Raw genomic sequence first — 19,860 nt, 5'->3', positions numbered from 1 at the left:
GGATAAGTTATGATAGTAAGAAAAATTTTATATTCGCGTTCGTGCAATCATGATGAGGAGAAGGAGGTCCGTCTTATGCTAGTCATTAATCAAAATGAAGTGGCCGAACTGTTAGCTATGGAATCTTGCATCTCCGTTATGGAATCTGTTTTGAAGGCTCTTTCCGCTGGACAAGCGGTACAAAGCTTAAGACAAGTGCTTCCTTTACAAAAGAGCAATCTGCTCGGCTTAATGCCGGGTTATTTGCAGCATGAAGAGGTAGCTGGTGCCAAAATCATCAGTGTATTTCCCAGCAATCATGGTTCAGGCCTGCCTTCTCATCAAGGTCTTGTTACCCTATTCGATTCATCTACGGGTGTTCTGAAAGCTATAGTGGATGGACAAAAGATTACAGCCATTCGTACGGCGGCAGTCAGTGCAGCAGCAACCCGATATCTGGCCAGAGAGGATGCCGAAATCCTTGCTCTTCTTGGAACTGGGGAACAAGCAAAAAGTCATCTGGAAGCGATGTTGCGGGTTCGACCCATCCGTGAGGTAAAAGTATGGAGCAGGACACTCGCAAAGGCACAGGATTTTCAAATGGAGATGAGCCAAAAATATGATGTGCAGATCATTGTTGCCGAGACAGTTCAAGCGGCAGTCAGCGCAGCGGATATCATTTGTACCGTGACAGCATCCACCGAACCTGTGCTCAAGGGAGAATGGCTGAAACCGGGTGTACATATCAATGCTGTCGGCGCATGCAGACCAAATGACCGTGAGCTGGATTCGGAGACCGTCCAATTAGCTAAGTTATATGTAGATCGGCTGGAATCCGCTCAGAATGAATCTGGTGATTATTTAATCCCGCTGAACGAAGGCAAAATTACAGCAGATCATATTGTCGGGGAGATTGGTGAGCTGATCAGTGGCACTATCGAGGGCAGAAGGTCCGCAGCTGACATTACTCTTTTTAAAGGATTAGGGCTGGCCATTGAGGATTTAGCAGCAGCTAATTTTATATATAATGAAGCTGTTAGATTACATAAAGGCACTGAAATTGCATTCTAAGGAGCGACTACACGATGAGCACTTATGAAGGTCTGTATGATTTCAAGTTGACGGAGCAAGAGGAGGAGCGGGCTAAACGCTTGCATGAACAGAACATTATTATCGATCTGCTGTTTCAAGGCCCCTTATCTCCAAGCGCGATTCCAGACTCTATCTCTGACAGAATCAAAGAATTATGTGAGCCTTATAAAGATGAGCCAATGGTATACAGCAGTATGCCTGCAAAAATCATCACAAAGCTATCTGCGAGCGGAGAGATCCCTGAGTATAAGGAAGAGTGGTACAAGTCCGGAATTACAGCAGGGAACCGCGAACTTCATTTGGAATCCTTAGACAGCATCATTACAAGCATGGCAGAGGTACAGCTGCAATTCGATTCTGCAGATTGGTTAATCAAAGCCTTAACTGCCGAAGACATACGTGCTGCCAAGCGTAATGGTTATAAAGCGGGCATTATCACAGCACAAGAAACGGATGGTCTGGGCACGAATCTCGATCAATTAGATGTACTTTATAACTTCGGATTAAGAATTATACAATTGACCTACAACAATCAGAACCAGATTGGGGCGGGCTGCGCAGAACAATCGAACGCCGGGGTCACTAATTTTGGGAAAAGATTCATTGCACGCTTGAACAAGCTGGGGATCATTGTAGATACGGGGCATTGCGGGAAACAGACTACGTTAGATGCCTGCGCTTATTCCACAACTCCGGTGATTGCTTCACATACGGGTGTAGAGGCGATCTATCCGCATATGCGCTGTAAAAGTGATGAGGAGATTATCGCGATAGCCAAGACGGGTGGAGTTATTGGTATTTTTGCTATGCCTTGGTTTGTTCATGAAGATCCTAAACATACAACTATTGACCATGTGCTGGATCATATCGAATATGTAATCCGGCTTGTAGGCGTGGATCATGTCGGAATTGGAACGGATTGGCCGATGAGCGATGTGCTCTGGTCATTGGTTTATTTTAAAGAACATATCGCACCCAAGCTTGGATTCGCCAAAGGAGACGGACCTTCTACAGAAACCGTTGCTGGACTTGAGAAATATAGTTATTTTATTAACTTTACTAGAGGTTTGGTTGCCCGCGGTTATGCGGATGCAGATATTGCTAAGATCATGGGCGGCAACTGGCTGCGCGTATTTGAAGAAATTTGCGGATAGGGGATAAACAGATGACAACCTACTTACACACATCTACATTTAACGTCTACTTTTCTGGTGTTTATACAGGCAAAATTCATTTTACAGAGCAACAGATCATGCTAGCTAAGGTCGATCCGCGCAGAAGAACGCAAATGCAGGACAATGTGCTGGATGGACAGTTCAAGACCGTACTCCCGCTTCAAAAAATCCATAAACATTTGGATGCTTATGCTAATGCAGAATGGGCAGAAGACGAGGTAGTGCTGAGTAATGGCGATATCTATCAAAAGCATATCCAGTATCAGGCGCAGATTGAAGGCCGCGAACTGACCTCACAAGTATGGGCGCTGCGCAAAGAGACGGCTCTGGACATTGTGACTTTGGACGGGGAAATTATCGCTTTTTTAACGCCGAATCGGTATGGTATTGAGCTTATGGTTAAAGCAGGTTATGAGAAGCTGACTCCGTTAGTGGTCTACGACGATCCTCTTCTATCCAAGGCAGAATATGGTGTGAACGATTTGGGTACTGATCTGATTCCGATGCGCGATGGGGTGAAGTTGGCGACAGATGTTTTTTTACCAGAGGGCATTAAGCCGGGAACTAAGCTGCCGACAATTCTCGTAAGAACATGTTATGACCGCAACGGAAAAAAAGAGATTTTTATGAGATGGGCCAATAAAGGTTATGCAGTAGTATCGCAGGATGTTAGAGGTCGGGCAGATTCGGAAGGCGAACTGATTCCTTTTTATAATGAACGGGATGACGGTTATGATACGATTGACTGGATTATTGCTCAGGAATGGTCGGATGGCAACGTCGGCATGTGGGGCGCATCCTATCTAGGTTTTGTTGTTGTGGCGGCGGCCACCAGTGGGCACCCGAATCTGAAGGCGGTTGTGGATGAAGTGAACGTGGGCTCTCCATTTGTTGATACCGTTCGCAAAGGGGGAACCCTTTGTTCTTGGCCATTGCTCTCTTGGACTCTTGCTCAATCTGTGGGTACTCGGACGGATTTTGATATCTTTGGAGGCATTACGGTGAATCCGGAAGCAGCCGTTGATGCAAGACCGATTAAAGAGATCCCTCAGCAAATGATTGGCAAAACATCAGGTCCATGGGATCTGTGGAGCCAGCATCCGGAGTATGATGATTTCTGGAAAAACTGTACTTTTACCGAGCGCGGTGATCAGGTGCAGGTGCCTATGTATGTTATCTCAGGCTGGTATGACGGCGACAGCGCCGGCGTATCGGAAACATGGAGAATGCTAACAGAACATGATGTGCCAAATCGAAAAATCCGTCTGGGCGCTTGGGAGCACGGGCCGAACAGAGCTAGAGACTACGAAGGCGTGAGCTTCGGCAATGATGCCGTAGTCTATGATTACGATGTTTCTGTGCTGCGCTGGTTCGACCGCTTCCTCAAAGGCATTCCAAATGGAATAGATCAGGAGCCTAGAGCCTCTTATTATGTTGTTGGTGAAAATCAGTGGAGAACGTCCGCGGATTGGACACCTGCTGAAGCCACCACTTCTTCCTTCTACCTTTCCAGCGGCGGGCGAGCGAATTCAGGACAAGGGGATGGGCAACTGCTTGCAGCGCCTGAGGAACATTCTCCTGAAGATACTTATATCTATAATCCTCATGATCCTATGAATGATAGCGGTGAACGGGAGCCTGAGAATTTGCGAAAATACGAGCTGCGCAATGATATCCTTGTCTACACTAGTGATATTCTGACGGATGAGCTGACTGTGGCCGGAGAATTGTCTGCGGTTATCTATGCTGCCAGCACTGGCAAAGATACGGATTGGGTTGTTACGCTTAGTGACGTGAATGAACAAGGGGACTCTATCCGGTTATCCAATTATATTGTCAGAGCTAAATACCGTCATGGATTGGAAGCGCCTGAGCTGCTGATTCCCGGGCAGGTGGAGAAATATGATATTTTCATGCCGAATATTGCCCATAGATTTGCTGTGGGGCACCGAATTCGGTTCTCGATTACTTCGTCCAGTAAATTCGTTGCTTTCCCTAATACAAATACAGGCAGTAATCCGTATGAAGATTCAGAAGCGATTACTGTGCTGCAGACTGTTTACCATAATCGTGAGTATCCGAGCCATGTGAAGCTGCCGGTGGTTCCTAACGCTTAAATGTGACTTTAATACGAAGAAAGGGCTGAACAAAGGTAAAGGGAATTAACACTTGAAGCTGAAGCTGCATTTGATGACAAATGATGCTTCAAGTGACGTACCGAGAGAGTACTGAGTGAACACCGAGTGAACACCGAGTGAACACCGAGTGAGGCCTAGGTGAAACAAAAAGTGAAGAATGAGCTTATGCTTCAATTGAAGCGAAAAGTAAAACTCTTATAGAGCGATTAGGGAATTTCTCCCTGAAATTCTTAGGATTCTGGTCGTCAGGCATATAATTGAGGAAAAACTCCCTAATTTTATGTCTGATTCCCCGGAAATAAGGAAAACAGCCTATTTATTAGGGAGGAATTCCCTGGTTTCGTTCATTTAGAGCAAATTTCTCCTACTTTCAGGGAGTTTTTCCCTAATTAGTTTTAGATCCACTCCGCACAACGCGCAAACGCAGAACACATACTCCCAGCACCAGAACGCATTCCCCAGCACGCAAACGCAGAACGCCTACATCGCCACCATCCCAAACGCCATCGCCCAATCCAATGGCATAGCGCACTAAGAACTAATAGTCTATTGGCGAAGCAAAAGCTTTGGTGCAAGAAATGGTCGATCGTCATGAAATAGGTATCACCTAAGGCCGGTATGTGAAACCTCTCCCCAGAATCCCCCTTCCAGACTTATACCATAAATCTTGAACTATACTGCAAGGTCAACCTTGTATTTTTGGAGAAATGTCGATTATTCACAGAAAAGCGCATAAATGCTCCCTTCTTAGGTCACAATAGGGAAAAACCAGAATGAAGGGATTAACGTGAACGCGTTTCGCTTAAAAAAACAACTTTGGCGGCGATGGAGACGTTGGAAAAAGGCGCTTTGGGTAGGAGCTGCTTGTATAGCTTTTACTGTACTGGCTTGGCGCAGTATGCAGGTACCTGAGGAAATCAGTGGACTGCTGACGAATTCTAGCTGGGCGGATAGTGCCGATAGTGAGCTGGCCGCAGCTGTCTTTAAAGTAGGCGAGGACAGTGATGAGGCAAAAGAGAAGGGCACTTTAAATAATGAACAACTGCTGCAAACCATCACCCAAAGTGGGCTCAGCAGAACCGTTCATTTAAAAACAACCTATGTGTCCGGAGAAGAGATTCAGACGTTGCCGGGCGTAAAGAACCCGCTTCAGCTGAAGACTATAATCAATGAACACCCTGAATGGAGCGGTTGGATTAGTTCAGAAGGGGATTTGTGGCTGGAACAAAAAGTGAATGATTTATCGACAATGATAAAAAATGAAGCTTACATTGGTGTAGATGCGTTTGGGAATTTGACCTTGTTTAAAGGTCCGCCAGTTCAGGAGAAGGTACTGAAGACTTTTTTTCAAATGGATATGGGTTCCCTGAAATCCTCATTGCCGGAAAATATTTGGAAAGAGCTTCATGAGGGGATTCGTGTTCAGGATATTGAAGAGTACAACAGTGTGCTGTCTACCTTCAGTGATTATGCCCGCGAAGCTGCTGAGCATGTCATGCAGAACAAGCAATAGCTTTGATAAAGCTGTCCTAAAGTCATTATTAATGGCTGAGGGCAGCTTTTTTGTGTGAAATGAAACGGGGAAGAGTCTTAGCTGTAGGCCTAAAGTTGCCATTTCGCTGCAAACAGTAAACTTTTTTTCTCCCGCAAGGGCGATTTTTGCTATAATGGTTAGAAGGAATACATATGTTCGCTTCATGGCGGAGGAATGGATGAAAACGGTGGAATAATCTGCCTGTTATAGAGGAGAGATCGTGTTTGCGTATTTTGGGAATTGATCCGGGGCTGGCGATCGTCGGCTTTGGCTTTGTGGATAAGGAAGGACATAAACTGACCCCCGTCCAATATGGTTGTATTCAGACTGAGGCTCATACGCCTGAAGAAGAACGACTGCTGCATGTCTATGAAGGCATGGGTCAGCTCATTGATAAATATAAACCCGATGCTGTGGCGATAGAAAAGCTGTTTTTCGCTCGCAACGTTACTACAGCATTGCCAGTGGCGCAGGCCCGCGGTGTGACTATATTAGCTGCAGTACAGCGGGGTCTCCCCGTCTCGGAATATACACCTATGATGGTAAAGCAGGCTGTTGTGGGTTATGGTAAGGCTGAGAAACGGCAGGTCCAGGAAATGGTGAAGCTGCTGCTGAAGCTATCGGCGATTCCGAAACCCGATGATGTGGCGGATGCGCTGGCGGTAGCGGTATGCCATGCCCATTCGAGCAGTCTTAATTCTAAATTAAATGAGGTATTGCGAAAATGATAGATTTCTTAAGAGGACCCGTCGTTCATTTGGAGTCGGAATATGTGGTGCTGGATGTGCAGGGAGTAGGATACCGGGTATTCTGCCCGAATCCTTATGCTTTTGCTAAAGTAGAAGGACCTGTAACGATCTATATTCATTACCAAACACGTGAGGACGCTACGCTATTATTTGGGTTCCCGACTCGTGAGGAACAAAAATTGTTCCGCAAGCTGATAGAGGTATCTGGCATCGGTCCTAGGGTTGCGCTTGGAATCCTGACAGGTGGAACACCGGATCAGTTGATTTCAGCGATTTATCAAGAGAATATAACGTTCTTAACGAAATTACCGGGCATTGGCAAAAAGACGGCACAGCGTATGATCCTTGATTTGAAGGACAAGCTGGACGGACTCAGTATGGCTTCAATGCAAACGGGATTGTTTGCAGTGCCAACGGAAGAAGCAACGGATGGATTGGCCTGGCAAGAGGCGCGGGATGCGCTTAAGGGGCTGGGTTATACCGAAAGCGAATTGGACCGCGTGTGGCTCGCGTTGAAGAAAGAGGGAGCAGAGACAGGCACTGTAGATGTGCTGATGAAGAAAGCACTAGGGCTGCTATATATAGCTAAGTAAAGCCGTACACATCCTAAAGAAAGGGAGCGATAGGAAATGGATGACCGGATTATATCCGCGAATTTGATGATGGATGAGCAGGCGGTAGAACTAAGCTTGCGTCCTCGTTATCTGGGAGAATATATCGGCCAGACTCAGGTGAAAGAAAACCTGAAGGTATATATAGAAGCGGCCAAAATGAGAAGCGAAGCGCTGGATCATGTACTGCTGTACGGACCTCCGGGTCTGGGCAAAACAACGCTCGCTAATATTATCGCCAATGAGCTGGGTGTGAACCTGCGAACAACTTCCGGCCCTGCGATAGAGCGTCCAGGCGATCTTGCCGCTCTGCTGACGAATCTGCAGGAAGGCGATGTGCTTTTCATCGATGAGATTCACCGTTTGCACCGCACGGTCGAGGAGGTTATGTATCCTGCGATGGAGGATTTCGCGCTGGATATCATGATCGGCAAAGGGCCAAGTGCCCGTTCGGTACGATTGGATTTGCCGCCGTTCACACTGATAGGTGCCACAACCCGGGCAGGACTACTGTCTGCGCCACTGCGTGATCGTTTCGGAGTGGTCAGTCGCCTGGAATTCTATAACATAGATGAGCTGAGTTACATTGTTTCTCGAAATGCGGATCTTTTAGGCATTGAGATTGTTGGCGATGCAGCAGAAGAGATCGCGCTTCGTTCGCGGGGCACGCCGCGGATTGCTAACCGCTTATTGAAGCGGGTCCGTGATTTTGCTCAAGTGCGCGGAGATGGAATTATAACTCCTGAAATTTCTGGGGAAGCATTGAAGATGCTTCAGGTGGACCCACGTGGGCTGGACAGTATTGACCACAAGATGTTAAGTGCTATGATTTCAAGCTTTCGCGGCGGTCCTGTAGGACTGGATACGATTGCAGCTACGATTGGTGAGGAAAGTCAGACGATTGAGGACGTATATGAGCCGTACCTGCTGCAGATAGGTTTCTTGCAGCGGAGTCCGCGTGGAAGAATTGTAACCCCGGCCGCTTATCATCATTTAGGGCTTCCGCTCCCTCCGGAGCAGCACTAGTTCGTCACTACAATTATAAAGGAGGATGCTGGATGAAGCATACGAAGAGGAAATGGAGAGGGGTCGCCCCGCTAAGCAAAGGATTGCTTGCGGCTGCGCTTGCTGTAGGAAGTTTCCTGATCCCTGCGGGTGCCAGTCATGCCGATTCTAATAGCACGATACGAGTTGCTCTTTATGCTGATATTGGAAGTAAATATAAATCCACTGTGCCAGCAGTAACACTGCTATCAACGCAAAGCTTTACTTTGCTGTCGGATCAAGCAGGAAGTGCTCCTTTGGTGTCTGTCCCAGCACAGAAGCAAATTCGTGTAAGTCTGGACGGATATAGAGTTAAGGTGATGGAGGTTTCAAGCTGGCAGACAGCAGCGGATGCAGCTAAAAAGCTCCAATCCACCTCCGATAAACCGCAGATTTTTGCAATCTCCAGAAATGGAGCGACTGTGTATCAGTTGTACACGGGCGTCTATGCTAGTGAAGCAGCTGCCAAGGATGGGCTTACCCGTGTAGTCAAAGCAGGGTTGAGCATTCCTGCTGACCAAACCCCAGCAGTGAAAGGTAATAAACATTTATCAGCTGGCCGCTATTCTTCGGAGCAGGAAGCAGATGTGGCGCTTAATAGCCTCACCGCAGCTGGTTTGGATGCTTGGAAGGTGTTTCTGGCAGGAAACGATGGCAGTGCACAAGTAGAGGTATGGGTAGGCGAAGCTGCCAACGATAGTGATTTAACAGCTGTTCAGGCCGCTGTGTCTACGGCGGCACCACAATTTACGGTTTCGGTGGCGACCTCGCCCGGATTAATACTGCGTAAGGATGCCGGACTGGATTTTAGCAGTGAAACTCAAGCCGATCATTATCTGGTTTCTGGAAGCAATGCTAAATTTCTTGCTGCAGGCAGCGAGGCTGGGATTCAGTTAGTGGAAAGATCCAAGCGTACATATCGCGGAAATTTGGAACTGAGCAATTTGAGCGGATCGCTGGCTGTAATTAATGTAGTGCCGCTGGAGCAATATTTGTATGCCGTAGTTGGAGGAGAGGTTTCCTCCAGCTGGCCAGAAGAAGCGCTAAAAGCTCAGGCTGTCGCCGCCCGCAGCTATGCGCTGTCCCAAGGCAACCGTTTTGATGTAGCGAATGTAGTAGATACCACTCTTAGTCAGGTATATAACGGAATCGGGTCTGAAGCTCCCTCCATTATCAAAGCTGTAGATACTACTGCTGGTGAAGTGCTGATGAGTGGTGGTAAAGTTGTTGAGGCTGTATTTTCTTCCAATAGTGGAGGTATGACAGCTGACCCTTCAGAGGTTTGGGCGAATGGTGGCGATGTATTTGCTAGTGTTCCAAGCGTTGAAGATGTTTCGGCAGCTGCTGCTAAGAAGTGGTATTATGTTCTGCTTGCGAATGGTACCTCTGGTTATGCACGTGAAGATAATATTAAATTGACGGGCAGCAAAACCGCTGCCGGACTCGATATAGTTACCGCTACAACCAAAGATGTGAATATACGTCCTCTGCCAGTTATTGAGAGCAGTGTTAGTGCAGTCGGAAAGCTGAATCCGGGTGAGAACGCTGTGGCTCTGGATAAAGTATATGAGTCTGGCAGCTATAGCTGGATCAAAGGGCCGTATACCTCTGCTGAACTTCTAAAAAGCCTGCAGGGTAAAACAACAAGCACGCTCCCTTCCAGCATCTCTAACCTGCAGGTCACCCAGCGCGGTCCTTCTGGAAGAGCGATTCAGGTGAAAGCTAATGGTCAGGCTCTGAATGTGAAATATCCTGATATGTTCCGCTCCGCGTTTAATGGATTACCTAGTACATTGTTTGATATTGTGGCACCCGGAAGTTATACTGTATTAGGCGCTGACGGCGCTACCGCCACAATTAGCAGCTCGCAGAGTGCTGGCGTGCTTTCCGCATCGGGGAAGGTTAATGTGAATGGCAGTGGAACTGTAGTGATGGGCGGAGATTCTGCGGCCAGAGTGATCACTAACAGCTCGGGCTTTCTGTTCATTGGACAAGGCAACGGCCATGGTCTAGGCATGTCGCAGTGGGGCGTGAAAGGCATGGCGGACAGCGGGTATGATTACAAGCAAATATTGCAACACTATTATAAGAACGTTACTATAGTTAAGGAATGAAGACAGACCATGAATGTAGATGCTTATGATTTTCATTTGCCGGAAGAATTGATTGCCCAGACACCTCTCGCTGATCGCAGTGCTTCTAGACTGCTTCTAGTGAATAAGGAGGATGGAGAGCTGGCTCACCGGCATTTTACCAATATTATTGATTATTTTAATCCCGGAGACACGCTTGTTCTAAATGATACGAGAGTCATTCCAGCGAGATTGTTTGGAGTGAAAGAAGATACTGGTGCTAAGGCGGAAGTGCTTCTCCTGAAGAATCTTGGGGATGATCGCTGGGAAGCTCTTGTAAAGCCAGGGAAAAAGCTCAAGACAGGCGCGGTGATCATCTTTAGTGATGAGCTTCGTGCCGTTATCGAGGACGAAGCTGATATGGGCGGCCGTACGCTTCGTTTCATATATCAGGGTATTTTTCAGGAGATTCTGGACAGGCTGGGAACGATGCCGTTGCCACCTTATATTAAGGAAACACTGGATAATCGTGAACGATATCAGACTGTGTATGCTCGGCATGAGGGATCGGCCGCTGCGCCTACCGCAGGGCTTCATTTTACCCAAGAATTGCTGAAACAGATTGAGGCTAAGGGTGTAAATATCGCTTATATCACCCTTCATGTAGGTCTCGGTACTTTTCGTCCGATGTCTGTAGAGAAGGTTGAAGAGCATGTTATGCATTCTGAGTATTTCGTACTGTCTCAAGAAACGGCAGATACCATAAATGCTACTAAGGCACGAGGCGGCCGTATTATTGCAGTTGGCACAACGTCTTGTCGGACACTTGAAACGGTCGGAAGACAATGTGAAGGTGGTCCGCTTGTGGAATGCAGCGGCTGGACGGATATTTTTATCTATCCAGGGTATAAGTTCAGTGTAGTAAATGCGCTAATTACTAATTTCCACCTGCCAAAGTCTACTTTGGTTATGTTGGTTAGCGCTTTGGCAGGTCGGGAACATATTCTAGCTGCTTATGAAGAAGCGATAGAGCAGAAGTACCGATTCTTTAGCTTTGGAGATGCAATGTTTATTTATTAAGGTAAGAGGATGGGTTAACTTATGGCAGCAATTACTTATGAGCACATCAAAACGTGCAAACAATCCGGAGCCAGACTTGGAAGAGTCCACACTCCACATGGTGTGATTGAGACACCAGCATTTATGCCAGTCGGCACACAAGCTACAGTTAAGACCATGAGTCCTGAAGAGCTGAAAGAGATGGATGCCCATATTATTTTGAGCAATACTTACCATCTGTTTCTAAGACCAGGCCATGATATTGTTCGTGAAGCTGGTGGACTGCACAAGTTCATGAACTGGGATCGTCCGATTCTGACAGACAGCGGCGGGTTTCAAGTATTCTCGTTAAGCGACATGCGCAAGATTACGGAAGAAGGAGTTCATTTCCGTTCCCATTTAAATGGGGATAAGAAATTCCTGTCTCCGGAAGTAGCGATGGAGGTTCAGAACTCTCTGGGTTCAGATATAATGATGGCATTTGATGAATGTCCTCCATTCCCGGCTGAATATGATTATGTGAAAAAATCCCTAGAGCGCACCACGCGCTGGGCAGAACGTTGCCTGAAAAGTCATGCTCGTCCTAACGATCAGGGTCTTTTTGCTATCGTGCAAGGGGGCATGTATGAAGATCTGCGCCGTCAGAGCGCGGCTGATTTGACTTCCATGGATTTCCCGGGGTATGCTATTGGGGGGCTCAGCGTCGGAGAGTCCAAGCAGCTAATGTATGAAGTGCTGGATTATACAGTTCCCCTGCTGCCACAAGGCAAACCTCGCTATTTGATGGGCGTGGGTTCACCGGATGCGCTGCTGGAAGGATCAATCCGAGGAGTAGACATGTTCGATTGTGTCTTGCCTACTCGTATTGCCCGTAATGGAACAACGATGACCAGTCAGGGAAGACTCGTTGTACGCAACGCTAAGTATGCCCGTGATTTTGGGCCGCTTGATCCGGAGTGTAATTGCTATACATGCCGGAATTATTCCCGCGCTTATTTGCGCCATCTAATCAAAGCCGATGAAACCTTCGGACTTCGATTGACGACATACCACAATTTGCACTTCTTGTTGGATTTAATGCGTAAAGTGCGTGAAGCCATCAAAGAAGATCGGCTGCTTGATTTTCGCGATGAGTTTTTTGCCAAATACGGATTATATGATAATCTTAAAGGCTTTTAGGGTTTGATTTAAGAGTCATGCTTTAATGTACTTTGAAAGGGGGGAGAAATATGATTCAATCGTTTCAATATGCAGCTGGCGCAGGTGGTGGAGGTAGTATACTAGGCCTGGTAGGTCCCTTTGTCCTTATGTTTGTAGTATTCTACTTCTTGCTGATTCGTCCGCAACAAAAGAAGACCAAAACTCGTAACGCAATGTTGAAAGCTCTGAAAAAGGGCGATAAAATCGTTACTATTGGAGGACTTCACGGTACGATCATGGAGATTTCCGATGATATCGTGGTTCTGCGGGTCAACGATGTAACTAAGCTGACTTTTGATCGCGGTTCCATCAGCCACGCTGTGGCGACGGATGTCGAAGAGAAAGTATAGACTTGTTATTTAAGTACATAAAAAGCGGTGTCTTCTCATTGGAGAGGACACCGCTTTTTTGATCTTTAAGGTTATTAAGATTTAGCAGTTTAACTTTAACGTACATTTGTTACGCGGCTCGGAACGGTAAGCGACTCTTCACGTCCCCGCAAAGTTAATTTGGCGAGTTGAACGCCAACTGTAGAGGCTAGTACAGCTAGCAAGGTTCCACCAATCATATCTGTAAGCCAATGAATGCCCAGATAGAAAATTCCAAAGACGATTACAACTGCGGAAATACTAGTGATGGCCATCCAGCGGCGGTTCCCTGAACGGAAGGCCAGAAGTGCCATTGTAACAGATATGGACGTATGTAGACTCGGGAAGCAGTTATTGAGACCGGATAGCGGTCTATATTCCTGTTCGAATTTCGGAAATACATCCAGCATAGTAAATTTGACGCCCGCTGGCAGATAGGACCAAACCTCGTTTACCGGGAAGTAAAGATAGAATGGAATCGCCAAGGCATAGTTGATAATAATAGCATAGCAGGTGGCATATAACATCACCCGGTTTTTATCTAACAGATAGACCCCTAATGATGCTGCTAGAACAGACTGAAGCATGAAAATGTAGAAAAAGACGATGATCGGTGTTAACCATGGACTGTAGAATATATCCTGAACGGCTTGGACAAAATGACCCTCTAGACCAAATATAAACGGCGTATAATCAGAGGTAAGATGCATTTTTTGTTCAATTTGCAGTTCATATTTATTTATGGCTAATACGCCAAACATTCCTGCAATCAGCAACAAAAACTTATAGGATCGCAGCATCTCTTTCCCAATTTCAACCAATGCCATGAGTGGATTACGTTTAGCGCCAATCCATACTAATATCACTACTAATGCAACTGTGTACAAAACAATATGGTTCATTGATTGGTAAAACAAAGCAATCGAAGCCTCCTTGATCTCTTAATGAAGTCAGATGATCACAGTTTAACATATTTTCAAGGAATGTTTCGAATTTAATGGAATTATAATTTTAGCTTTTTTGTAAATTAACGCCAAACATTCCGCCGAGAGCGCCAATTGCAGCAGCTGCCAGAACCCATAGCAGATCCACACCAGAGGGTGCGCTGTCCAGTGCCAAAAAACCGATCAACAGAACGATAATTCCATAAAATGCGCCTGTAAGACTTCCTTGATACCAGCCTTTGCTCGTGGCTCTGCGACCGGCGGTTAGTCCTCCGAATGCTGCAGCTATGCCGTGTACAATGTATGTGTACATTGAGAGATCCTGCTCCTTCAGACTGCTGCCCCATAACAAAAGTGAGAGGACAAACGCACCCATCAGCATCCAAAGGAATGATCGACATAGGCCAGATAACACAGGATTGGCTATTCTCCACGAGAACATGCGCCGGATTAAATACATGGTACAACCTCCTAAAGTTTTTTTGAGGAAAAAGAATCAACATAGTTATTATTCATTGTATGGGATGGCTTGCCCCAATAGTACAAGAAAGGGCATTGCAGCCTTTTTACCATTAATTAATATGCCGGCTTCCGAATGTTCCCTGCACAGAGCGGTCAGAATAGGGTTACATTAATCCACCCGGGAAAACAAGTCTGCGGGTGAGAATGGAGGGGAGCGAAGCTATATGTTCCAGCATATCTCTACCCATATTTTCTTGACCGTGCTGATGTATTTCTTCATATTCCTGTGTATGCGCATCATGGGGAAGAGGGAAATAGGTAAGCTGTCTGTATTTGATTTAACGATCTCCATCATGATTGCCGAGATTGCTGTTTTTGTGCTTGAGGATATTAATCGGCCGATCTATGAAGGAGTCGTTCCGATGGCAACATTGGTGTTGATACAGGTAATTGTGGCTCAGCTCAGTCTTAAGAGCAGAAAGCTCAGACTTTTAATGGACGGCAAACCGAGCATACTCATTTCTGGCGGCAAGCTGCACCGGGGTGAAATGCGTAGGCAGAGATATAATATCGATGATCTGCTGCAGCAATTGCGTGGACAGAACATCGCCAGTCCTGCTGACGTGGAATTTGCAATCCTGGAGCCTAGTGGACAGCTAACGGTATTCGAGAAAGAGAAGGGGAGTTCATCCTCTAACCCATCAGGCAATAGCAGTGCAGCTGCTGAGCATAAAAAGAGTGACGATAATAAAGGAAATAAGAACCGTAAGATAGAGCTGCCGAAGAATAAGATCAGATATGAAGGACTTCCAATCCCTCTGATTATGGATGGCAAGGTGCAGGATCAGAATTTAGAGATGATTGGAAAAACCAGATTTTGGTTAAGAACTCAAATTCGTCAAAAAGGAGTATCTGATTTCAAAAATGTATTTCTATGCTCCATAGATCATAAGGGCAGAATTTATGTCGACCGTTTGGACAACAGATAGCTTTTTAGAGCCTGCGTTTGATAAACGGCAGACGGTCCAAATCACGAATTGAGATAAGGCCAGCTAACAGACTGATTCCGAAATACAGGACCATTCCTATCGCAGAGGCAAATATAAATTGAATCCATTGTACATCTGCAATGGGAATGGAAGTGTATACATAATGCACGCCCGCTCCCATAATGACCATTGCACATAAGGTTTTTATGGTTTCGGTTACTCTTAAAGATAATGAAATAAGACTGACCACACTGTATCCGTGAAGCATCGTAACCAGAATGCTGTTCACAATAATGGCTATGATGGCGCCGTAAATTCCATATTCAGGTTGCGATGCCAGTATTACGATCAGAATGATTTTGACTACTGCTCCAATTAAGGTATTGATGAGTGCCCTGCCCGGTCGATCCATAGCTTGCAGCGCAGCTTGTAAAGGAGCTTGAACATAAATGAACAAGGCGAATGGAGCCATGAGCTTCAGCATAGGAGCTGTATCCGCGTTACCATATAACAAATTGCATAGCGGAACCGCCAGGATATACATAAGAACAGCAAAAGGAGCCCCTGTTACCAGCGCAAGCCGCAACGCTTGATGCATACGCTTGTGAATGGTGGGCAAGTCCTTTCTTGCCGCAGCTTCTGATATGGAAGGAACCAGAGACACGGCAAGTGAAGAGGTTAATGCCCCGGGCAGCAGCAATAAAGGAACAACCATCCCTTGTAAAGACCCGTACTGAGCTGTAGCGGCAGCAGCGGCTATACCTGCCAAGGCGAGACTGCGCACAGTAATAATAGATTCCAGCAGATAAGAAAAAGAGCCTACAAGCCGACTTGCCGTAACGGGAATGGATATGCCTAGTAACCGCCGTAATATGGGGGAGTTGGCTTTCACACCTTGTGTATCAGATGGGATAACCTCCGGCTCGAGAGCGGGTTGCTCTGGAGTCGGATTTGTCTGCTTTTTATCTTTTTTAGTAATGACATAATATTGCCACAGAATCGCTAACATTCCGCCAATTTCTCCAACCGTCACACCTAACATCGCTCCAGCCGCCGCCATAGCAATACCCTTAGGAAGCAACAACCAGGAGAACCAGAGCATAAAGAATATTCGAACTAAAGATTCGAAGATGGAGGAGAGCGCCGATGGAATCATGTTCTGCTTGCCTTGGAAATAACCGCGGTAAATTGCAGATACGGCGACAATCCCAATCATTGGGATCATGGCAATAAACGTATAATAAACCCGATGGTCTGTTAAGATAACATTGGAGACCCATGAGGCACTTACCAAAGCAACCAATGTAAAGAAGATTGCAAGTCCAATACTAAGAGCAAGTCCAGTACGTAAAATCAGCCGTGATTTTTCAGGCCGATTCTCTCCTTCTGCTTCCGCTACCATCTTGGCTATCGCCAGTGGAATCCCGCCTGTAATGACAGTAACCAGCACAAGAAAAAAAGGATACGCGAGCTGATACAGACCCACACCTTCTGCTCCGATAATACGGGGTAAAGCAATCCGGGGAATAAATCCAAGCATCCGATTAATGATGCCGGCGGCTAGCAAGATTAAAGTTCCTTGTATAAAGCTCTGTTTCTTCAAAGGTCACGCCTTCTTCCCAAAATGAAATAAAACGCTGGCGAACTTGTCTATTCTTATGGATATGCTGTACCCCTATCTCGGCATGCCTTGTTTTAGTGGCATTAACTTTTTGTGACGGAAGAAGGAAAGCGAAGAACAAGAGTCGAATATCTATGGTGAGCATACGAACATGAGCGATCTTTGGAGGTGTCAACACGTGGAATCGGAACAGTGGAATCATGATCAACATAGTGAAGAAATCGAAGCCATGTGCCGCAGCAAAGCTGAAGAATTCCGGCTCCTCGGCTATGAGTATGTAACCAGCAAGGATATTTGGGATTGCATCAGCCGTAATTATGATAAGGAAGGCTTGCCTCCCCTACATAAGCTGGTAAACGACATTTATTCCTTGAAAGCCAATAGTTACATGAATTATTTGACTATTGCGGCCTATCGGGGGTTGAACTGAACAATAAACCACATATTTCTTTTTGCGAACTGCCTGATAAAGCAGTAAAGTAAGAGAATAATAACTCCACATCTCCTATTAAAACGGATGTCTTGCTGATTTAGGCAGGGGCGGCCGTTTCTTTGTGTGAGTATAGCTCTATCAATGCTGTGAATTGACGGTCATTTCGCGTGTAGCTATAATAGGAATATTGAGTTAATGAAAGGGGAACTAGCTAGAGCATGAAGAGACTAATGGGCTTTTTTATTACCGTGCTCGTTTTGACAGGCGTTATGGCATTTACTACTCCTGGACTGCTGGACAAGGTTAGACTTGGTCTTGACCTGAAAGGCGGATTTGAGATTTTGTATCATGCTGAGCCTATGGAAGCGGGAGCAGCATTGTCCCGAGCTTCTCTGCTGAAGACAGCGGAAAGCTTAGAAAAACGGGCGAATGCGCTCGGAACAAGTGAACCAGAGGTAACTACTGAAGGTACGGACCGTATCCGTTTGAAAATTGCGGGCGTAACGGATGAAGCCGAGGTTCGTAAAAAAATGAAGGAACCTGCAGTTCTGACTTTCCGTAGTGCTGCTGAAGGTGACGCTGAGGGAACTTACAGCAAAATCGAACTGGTAGGTAGTGATTTTGTTGAAGGTGCTGCAGAAGTTGGACGGGATAACCTGAATCAGCCAATCATCAGCATCAAGATTAAGGACAAGGACAAATTTGCAGAGATTACTAAACGTCTCTTGGGAAAGAATCTCGCAATTTACTTGGATGAGAACAAACTATCTGACCCTACGGTACAAGCAGTACTTACCGATGGCAGTGCTTCTATTTCTGGTAACTATACAATTAAGGAAGCGCGCGAACTTGCAGACACGATTAACCTAGGTGCATTGCCACTGAAGCTGACGGAGAAATATTCCCAAAGTGTGGGTGCTACCCTGGGTAAGCAATCGCTTGATCAAACGATTCGAGCAGGTCTGCTGGCTTCTGTGATTATCCTTATTTTCATGATCGGAATGTATCGTTTGCCAGGTCTTTTGGCTAGTTTTGCCTTGCTCTTGCATACATGGGCGCTAATTGCGGTCTTCGTCTTCGCGGACTTCACCTTGACGCTGCCTGGTATAGCCGCATTTATTCTGGGTATAGGTATGGCGGTCGATGCCAATATCATTACCAACGAACGGATAAGGGAAGAAATGCGCAGTGGAAAAAGTATACTGTCCTCCGTTAAGGCAGGGAATAAATCCTCTTTCCGGACAGTAATGGACTCCAATGTGACTACTATTATTGTGGCAGCAGTTATGTTTGCCTTCGGTACAGGTGCGGTCAAAGGCTTTGCATTGGTGCTGATTGTAGAAATCGTGCTGAGTATCGCCACGAATCTTTATTTCTCCCACTGGTTGCTTAGCCAGCTTGTCAAAGCGGGTAAGCTGAACAAACCGAAGAGCTTCGGTGTTAAGGAGAGTGAAATCCGTGCGCTTTAAGAAAGAGCTTGATTTCGTACATTTGAGTAAATATTTCTATATTTTCTCTATCGCATTGACAGTAGCAGGATTGATTTTCCTGGCGACATTTGGCCTGAATTACAGCGTTGACTTTAAAGCTGGATCTAATGTGGACATCTCCCTATCCAAGAATTTGAACTTGGATCAGGTTAAGACTGCAACTAGTGCAATCGATGTCGATCATGAACCGACGATTTCGTTTGGTGATCAGCGTGTGAATATTCGTTATGACGAAGTTCTTGATGAGGCTCAAGATGAAGCCCTAAAAGCTGAAATCCTTAAGCTGGATGACAAAGCATCATTTGAAATTAACACCGTGGACACTGAAATGGCTAAAGAATTGGCACGTAATGCTATTTATGCAGTTCTGATTTCTTGTCTGGGGATTATTATTTATGTAAGTATTCGTTTTGAATGGCGTTTCGCCGTGGCATCGATTGTGGCCTTGCTCCATGATGCCTTTATCGTAGTCGCGCTCTTCTCTATCTTCCGCTTGGAAGTGGATTTGACGTTCATTGTAGCGGTGCTTACGATCATCGGTTATTCCATCAATGATACGATCGTTATCTTTGACCGTATCCGTGAGAATTTACGTTTTGGTAAACAGAAAACTTATGAAGACTTGAAACACCTTGTGAACAAAAGTGTGGCTCAAACGCTCATGCGTTCTCTCTATACTGCATTTACCGTATTTATTGCGGCGTTCTTCCTGTTATTGTTCGGAGGCGAGTCGATTAAGATGTTCTCGCTTGCGATGGTAATCGGTTTGCTCTTCGGAGCTTACTCTTCCATCTTTATTGCAAGTCCACTCTGGTTAGTGCTTAAAAAGCGTGAGAAGGTTAAAGTGAAGAGCAGCCCGAATAAAGGTTAGAAGAAATTAGCATCGAAGTTCTACTTTTC

Annotated in this window: 19 protein-coding genes; 15 read left to right on the top strand and 4 right to left on the bottom strand. The window is 45.9% G+C overall.

The window, feature by feature from the left end:
* The first annotated feature begins 75 nt into the window (after positions 1–75).
* Genes NST94_RS23430 through NST94_RS23420 form a run of 3 tightly spaced genes read left to right on the top strand, consistent with a single transcriptional unit; the run spans position 76 to position 4,363 of the window.
* Positions 76–1,050, top strand: coding sequence for an ornithine cyclodeaminase family protein (locus NST94_RS23430; protein WP_076185517.1), 975 nt, complete (start codon positions 76–78; stop codon positions 1,048–1,050).
* A gap of 14 nt (positions 1,051–1,064) precedes the next feature.
* Positions 1,065–2,225 (top strand): membrane dipeptidase, encoded by a 1,161-nt coding sequence (locus NST94_RS23425; protein ID WP_076278864.1) that lies wholly within the window; start codon positions 1,065–1,067, stop codon positions 2,223–2,225.
* 11 nt (positions 2,226–2,236) lie between these two features.
* The gene (locus NST94_RS23420; RefSeq protein ID WP_248549478.1) at positions 2,237–4,363 is read left to right on the top strand and encodes a CocE/NonD family hydrolase; all 2,127 of its coding nucleotides are present in this window, start codon (positions 2,237–2,239) and stop codon (positions 4,361–4,363) included.
* Positions 4,364–4,769: 406 nt separating this feature from the next.
* Here NST94_RS23420 and NST94_RS23415 read toward each other — a convergent pair whose 3' ends face one another.
* Positions 4,770–4,916 (bottom strand): hypothetical protein, encoded by a 147-nt coding sequence (locus tag NST94_RS23415; RefSeq protein WP_280776032.1) that lies wholly within the window; start codon positions 4,914–4,916, stop codon positions 4,770–4,772.
* 255 nt (positions 4,917–5,171) lie between these two features.
* On the opposite strand from NST94_RS23415, the gene NST94_RS23410 reads away from it, so the two are divergent.
* From NST94_RS23410 to yajC, 8 genes are all read left to right on the top strand, one after another.
* The gene (locus NST94_RS23410) at positions 5,172–5,897 is read left to right on the top strand and encodes a BofC C-terminal domain-containing protein (RefSeq protein WP_076130403.1); all 726 of its coding nucleotides are present in this window, start codon (positions 5,172–5,174) and stop codon (positions 5,895–5,897) included.
* 245 nt (positions 5,898–6,142) lie between these two features.
* Positions 6,143–6,646: a crossover junction endodeoxyribonuclease RuvC gene (gene ruvC, locus NST94_RS23405; protein ID WP_036677679.1), complete on the top strand. Its 504-nt coding sequence runs from the start codon at positions 6,143–6,145 to the stop codon at positions 6,644–6,646.
* Complete coding sequence (gene ruvA / locus NST94_RS23400) at positions 6,643–7,260, top strand: Holliday junction branch migration protein RuvA (protein ID WP_036677675.1); 618 nt, start codon at positions 6,643–6,645, stop codon at positions 7,258–7,260. The genes ruvC and ruvA overlap by 4 nt, the downstream gene beginning before the upstream one ends.
* 36 nt (positions 7,261–7,296) lie before the next feature.
* Entirely contained in the window at positions 7,297–8,304 is a 1,008-nt protein-coding gene (gene ruvB / locus NST94_RS23395; RefSeq protein ID WP_036677672.1) for a Holliday junction branch migration DNA helicase RuvB, read from the top strand.
* Positions 8,305–8,336: 32 nt separating this feature from the next.
* Entirely contained in the window at positions 8,337–10,436 is a 2,100-nt protein-coding gene (locus NST94_RS23390) for a SpoIID/LytB domain-containing protein (RefSeq protein WP_076130402.1), read from the top strand.
* Positions 10,437–10,445: 9 nt separating this feature from the next.
* Positions 10,446–11,474 (top strand): tRNA preQ1(34) S-adenosylmethionine ribosyltransferase-isomerase QueA, encoded by a 1,029-nt coding sequence (queA, locus tag NST94_RS23385; RefSeq protein WP_339281336.1) that lies wholly within the window; start codon positions 10,446–10,448, stop codon positions 11,472–11,474.
* 21 nt (positions 11,475–11,495) lie between these two features.
* Entirely contained in the window at positions 11,496–12,632 is a 1,137-nt protein-coding gene (tgt, locus tag NST94_RS23380; RefSeq protein WP_036677666.1) for a tRNA guanosine(34) transglycosylase Tgt, read from the top strand.
* A 50-nt stretch (positions 12,633–12,682) separates the two neighbouring features.
* Positions 12,683–13,003: a preprotein translocase subunit YajC gene (gene yajC / locus NST94_RS23375; protein ID WP_038572999.1), complete on the top strand. Its 321-nt coding sequence runs from the start codon at positions 12,683–12,685 to the stop codon at positions 13,001–13,003.
* 95 nt (positions 13,004–13,098) lie between these two features.
* On the opposite strand, the gene NST94_RS23370 is transcribed toward yajC, so the two are convergent.
* Positions 13,099–13,938 carry a phosphatase PAP2 family protein gene (locus tag NST94_RS23370; RefSeq protein ID WP_248549480.1) on the bottom strand — a complete coding sequence of 280 codons (840 nt, stop codon included), beginning with the start codon at positions 13,936–13,938 and terminating at the stop codon, positions 13,099–13,101.
* A gap of 94 nt (positions 13,939–14,032) precedes the next feature.
* Positions 14,033–14,425: a TIGR04086 family membrane protein gene (locus NST94_RS23365; protein WP_036677660.1), complete on the bottom strand. Its 393-nt coding sequence runs from the start codon at positions 14,423–14,425 to the stop codon at positions 14,033–14,035.
* 226 nt (positions 14,426–14,651) lie between these two features.
* On the opposite strand from NST94_RS23365, the gene NST94_RS23360 reads away from it, so the two are divergent.
* Positions 14,652–15,416, top strand: a complete 765-nt coding sequence (locus NST94_RS23360; protein WP_076130399.1) for a DUF421 domain-containing protein — start codon at positions 14,652–14,654, stop codon at positions 15,414–15,416.
* 4 nt (positions 15,417–15,420) lie between these two features.
* Here NST94_RS23360 and spoVB read toward each other — a convergent pair whose 3' ends face one another.
* Entirely contained in the window at positions 15,421–17,019 is a 1,599-nt protein-coding gene (gene spoVB / locus NST94_RS23355; protein WP_076185511.1) for a stage V sporulation protein B, read from the bottom strand.
* 196 nt (positions 17,020–17,215) lie between these two features.
* On the opposite strand from spoVB, the gene NST94_RS23350 reads away from it, so the two are divergent.
* The 3 genes from NST94_RS23350 (at position 17,216) to secF (ending at position 19,831) form a co-directional block, all read left to right on the top strand.
* Complete coding sequence (locus NST94_RS23350) at positions 17,216–17,467, top strand: post-transcriptional regulator (protein WP_036677655.1); 252 nt, start codon at positions 17,216–17,218, stop codon at positions 17,465–17,467.
* A 221-nt stretch (positions 17,468–17,688) separates the two neighbouring features.
* Positions 17,689–18,939 (top strand): protein translocase subunit SecD, encoded by a 1,251-nt coding sequence (secD, locus tag NST94_RS23345; protein ID WP_036677653.1) that lies wholly within the window; start codon positions 17,689–17,691, stop codon positions 18,937–18,939.
* Positions 18,929–19,831: a protein translocase subunit SecF gene (gene secF, locus NST94_RS23340; RefSeq protein ID WP_052097271.1), complete on the top strand. Its 903-nt coding sequence runs from the start codon at positions 18,929–18,931 to the stop codon at positions 19,829–19,831. Before secD ends, secF begins: the two co-directional genes overlap by 11 nt.
* Positions 19,832–19,860 lie beyond the last annotated feature (29 nt).

This window comes from Paenibacillus sp. FSL H8-0282, from assembly GCF_037963825.1.
Taxonomy (GTDB): domain Bacteria; phylum Bacillota; class Bacilli; order Paenibacillales; family Paenibacillaceae; genus Paenibacillus_AQ; species Paenibacillus_AQ odorifer.
The sequence above is the reverse complement of the archived record's forward strand: the minus strand, read 5'-3'. Positions and strand labels throughout refer to the sequence as shown.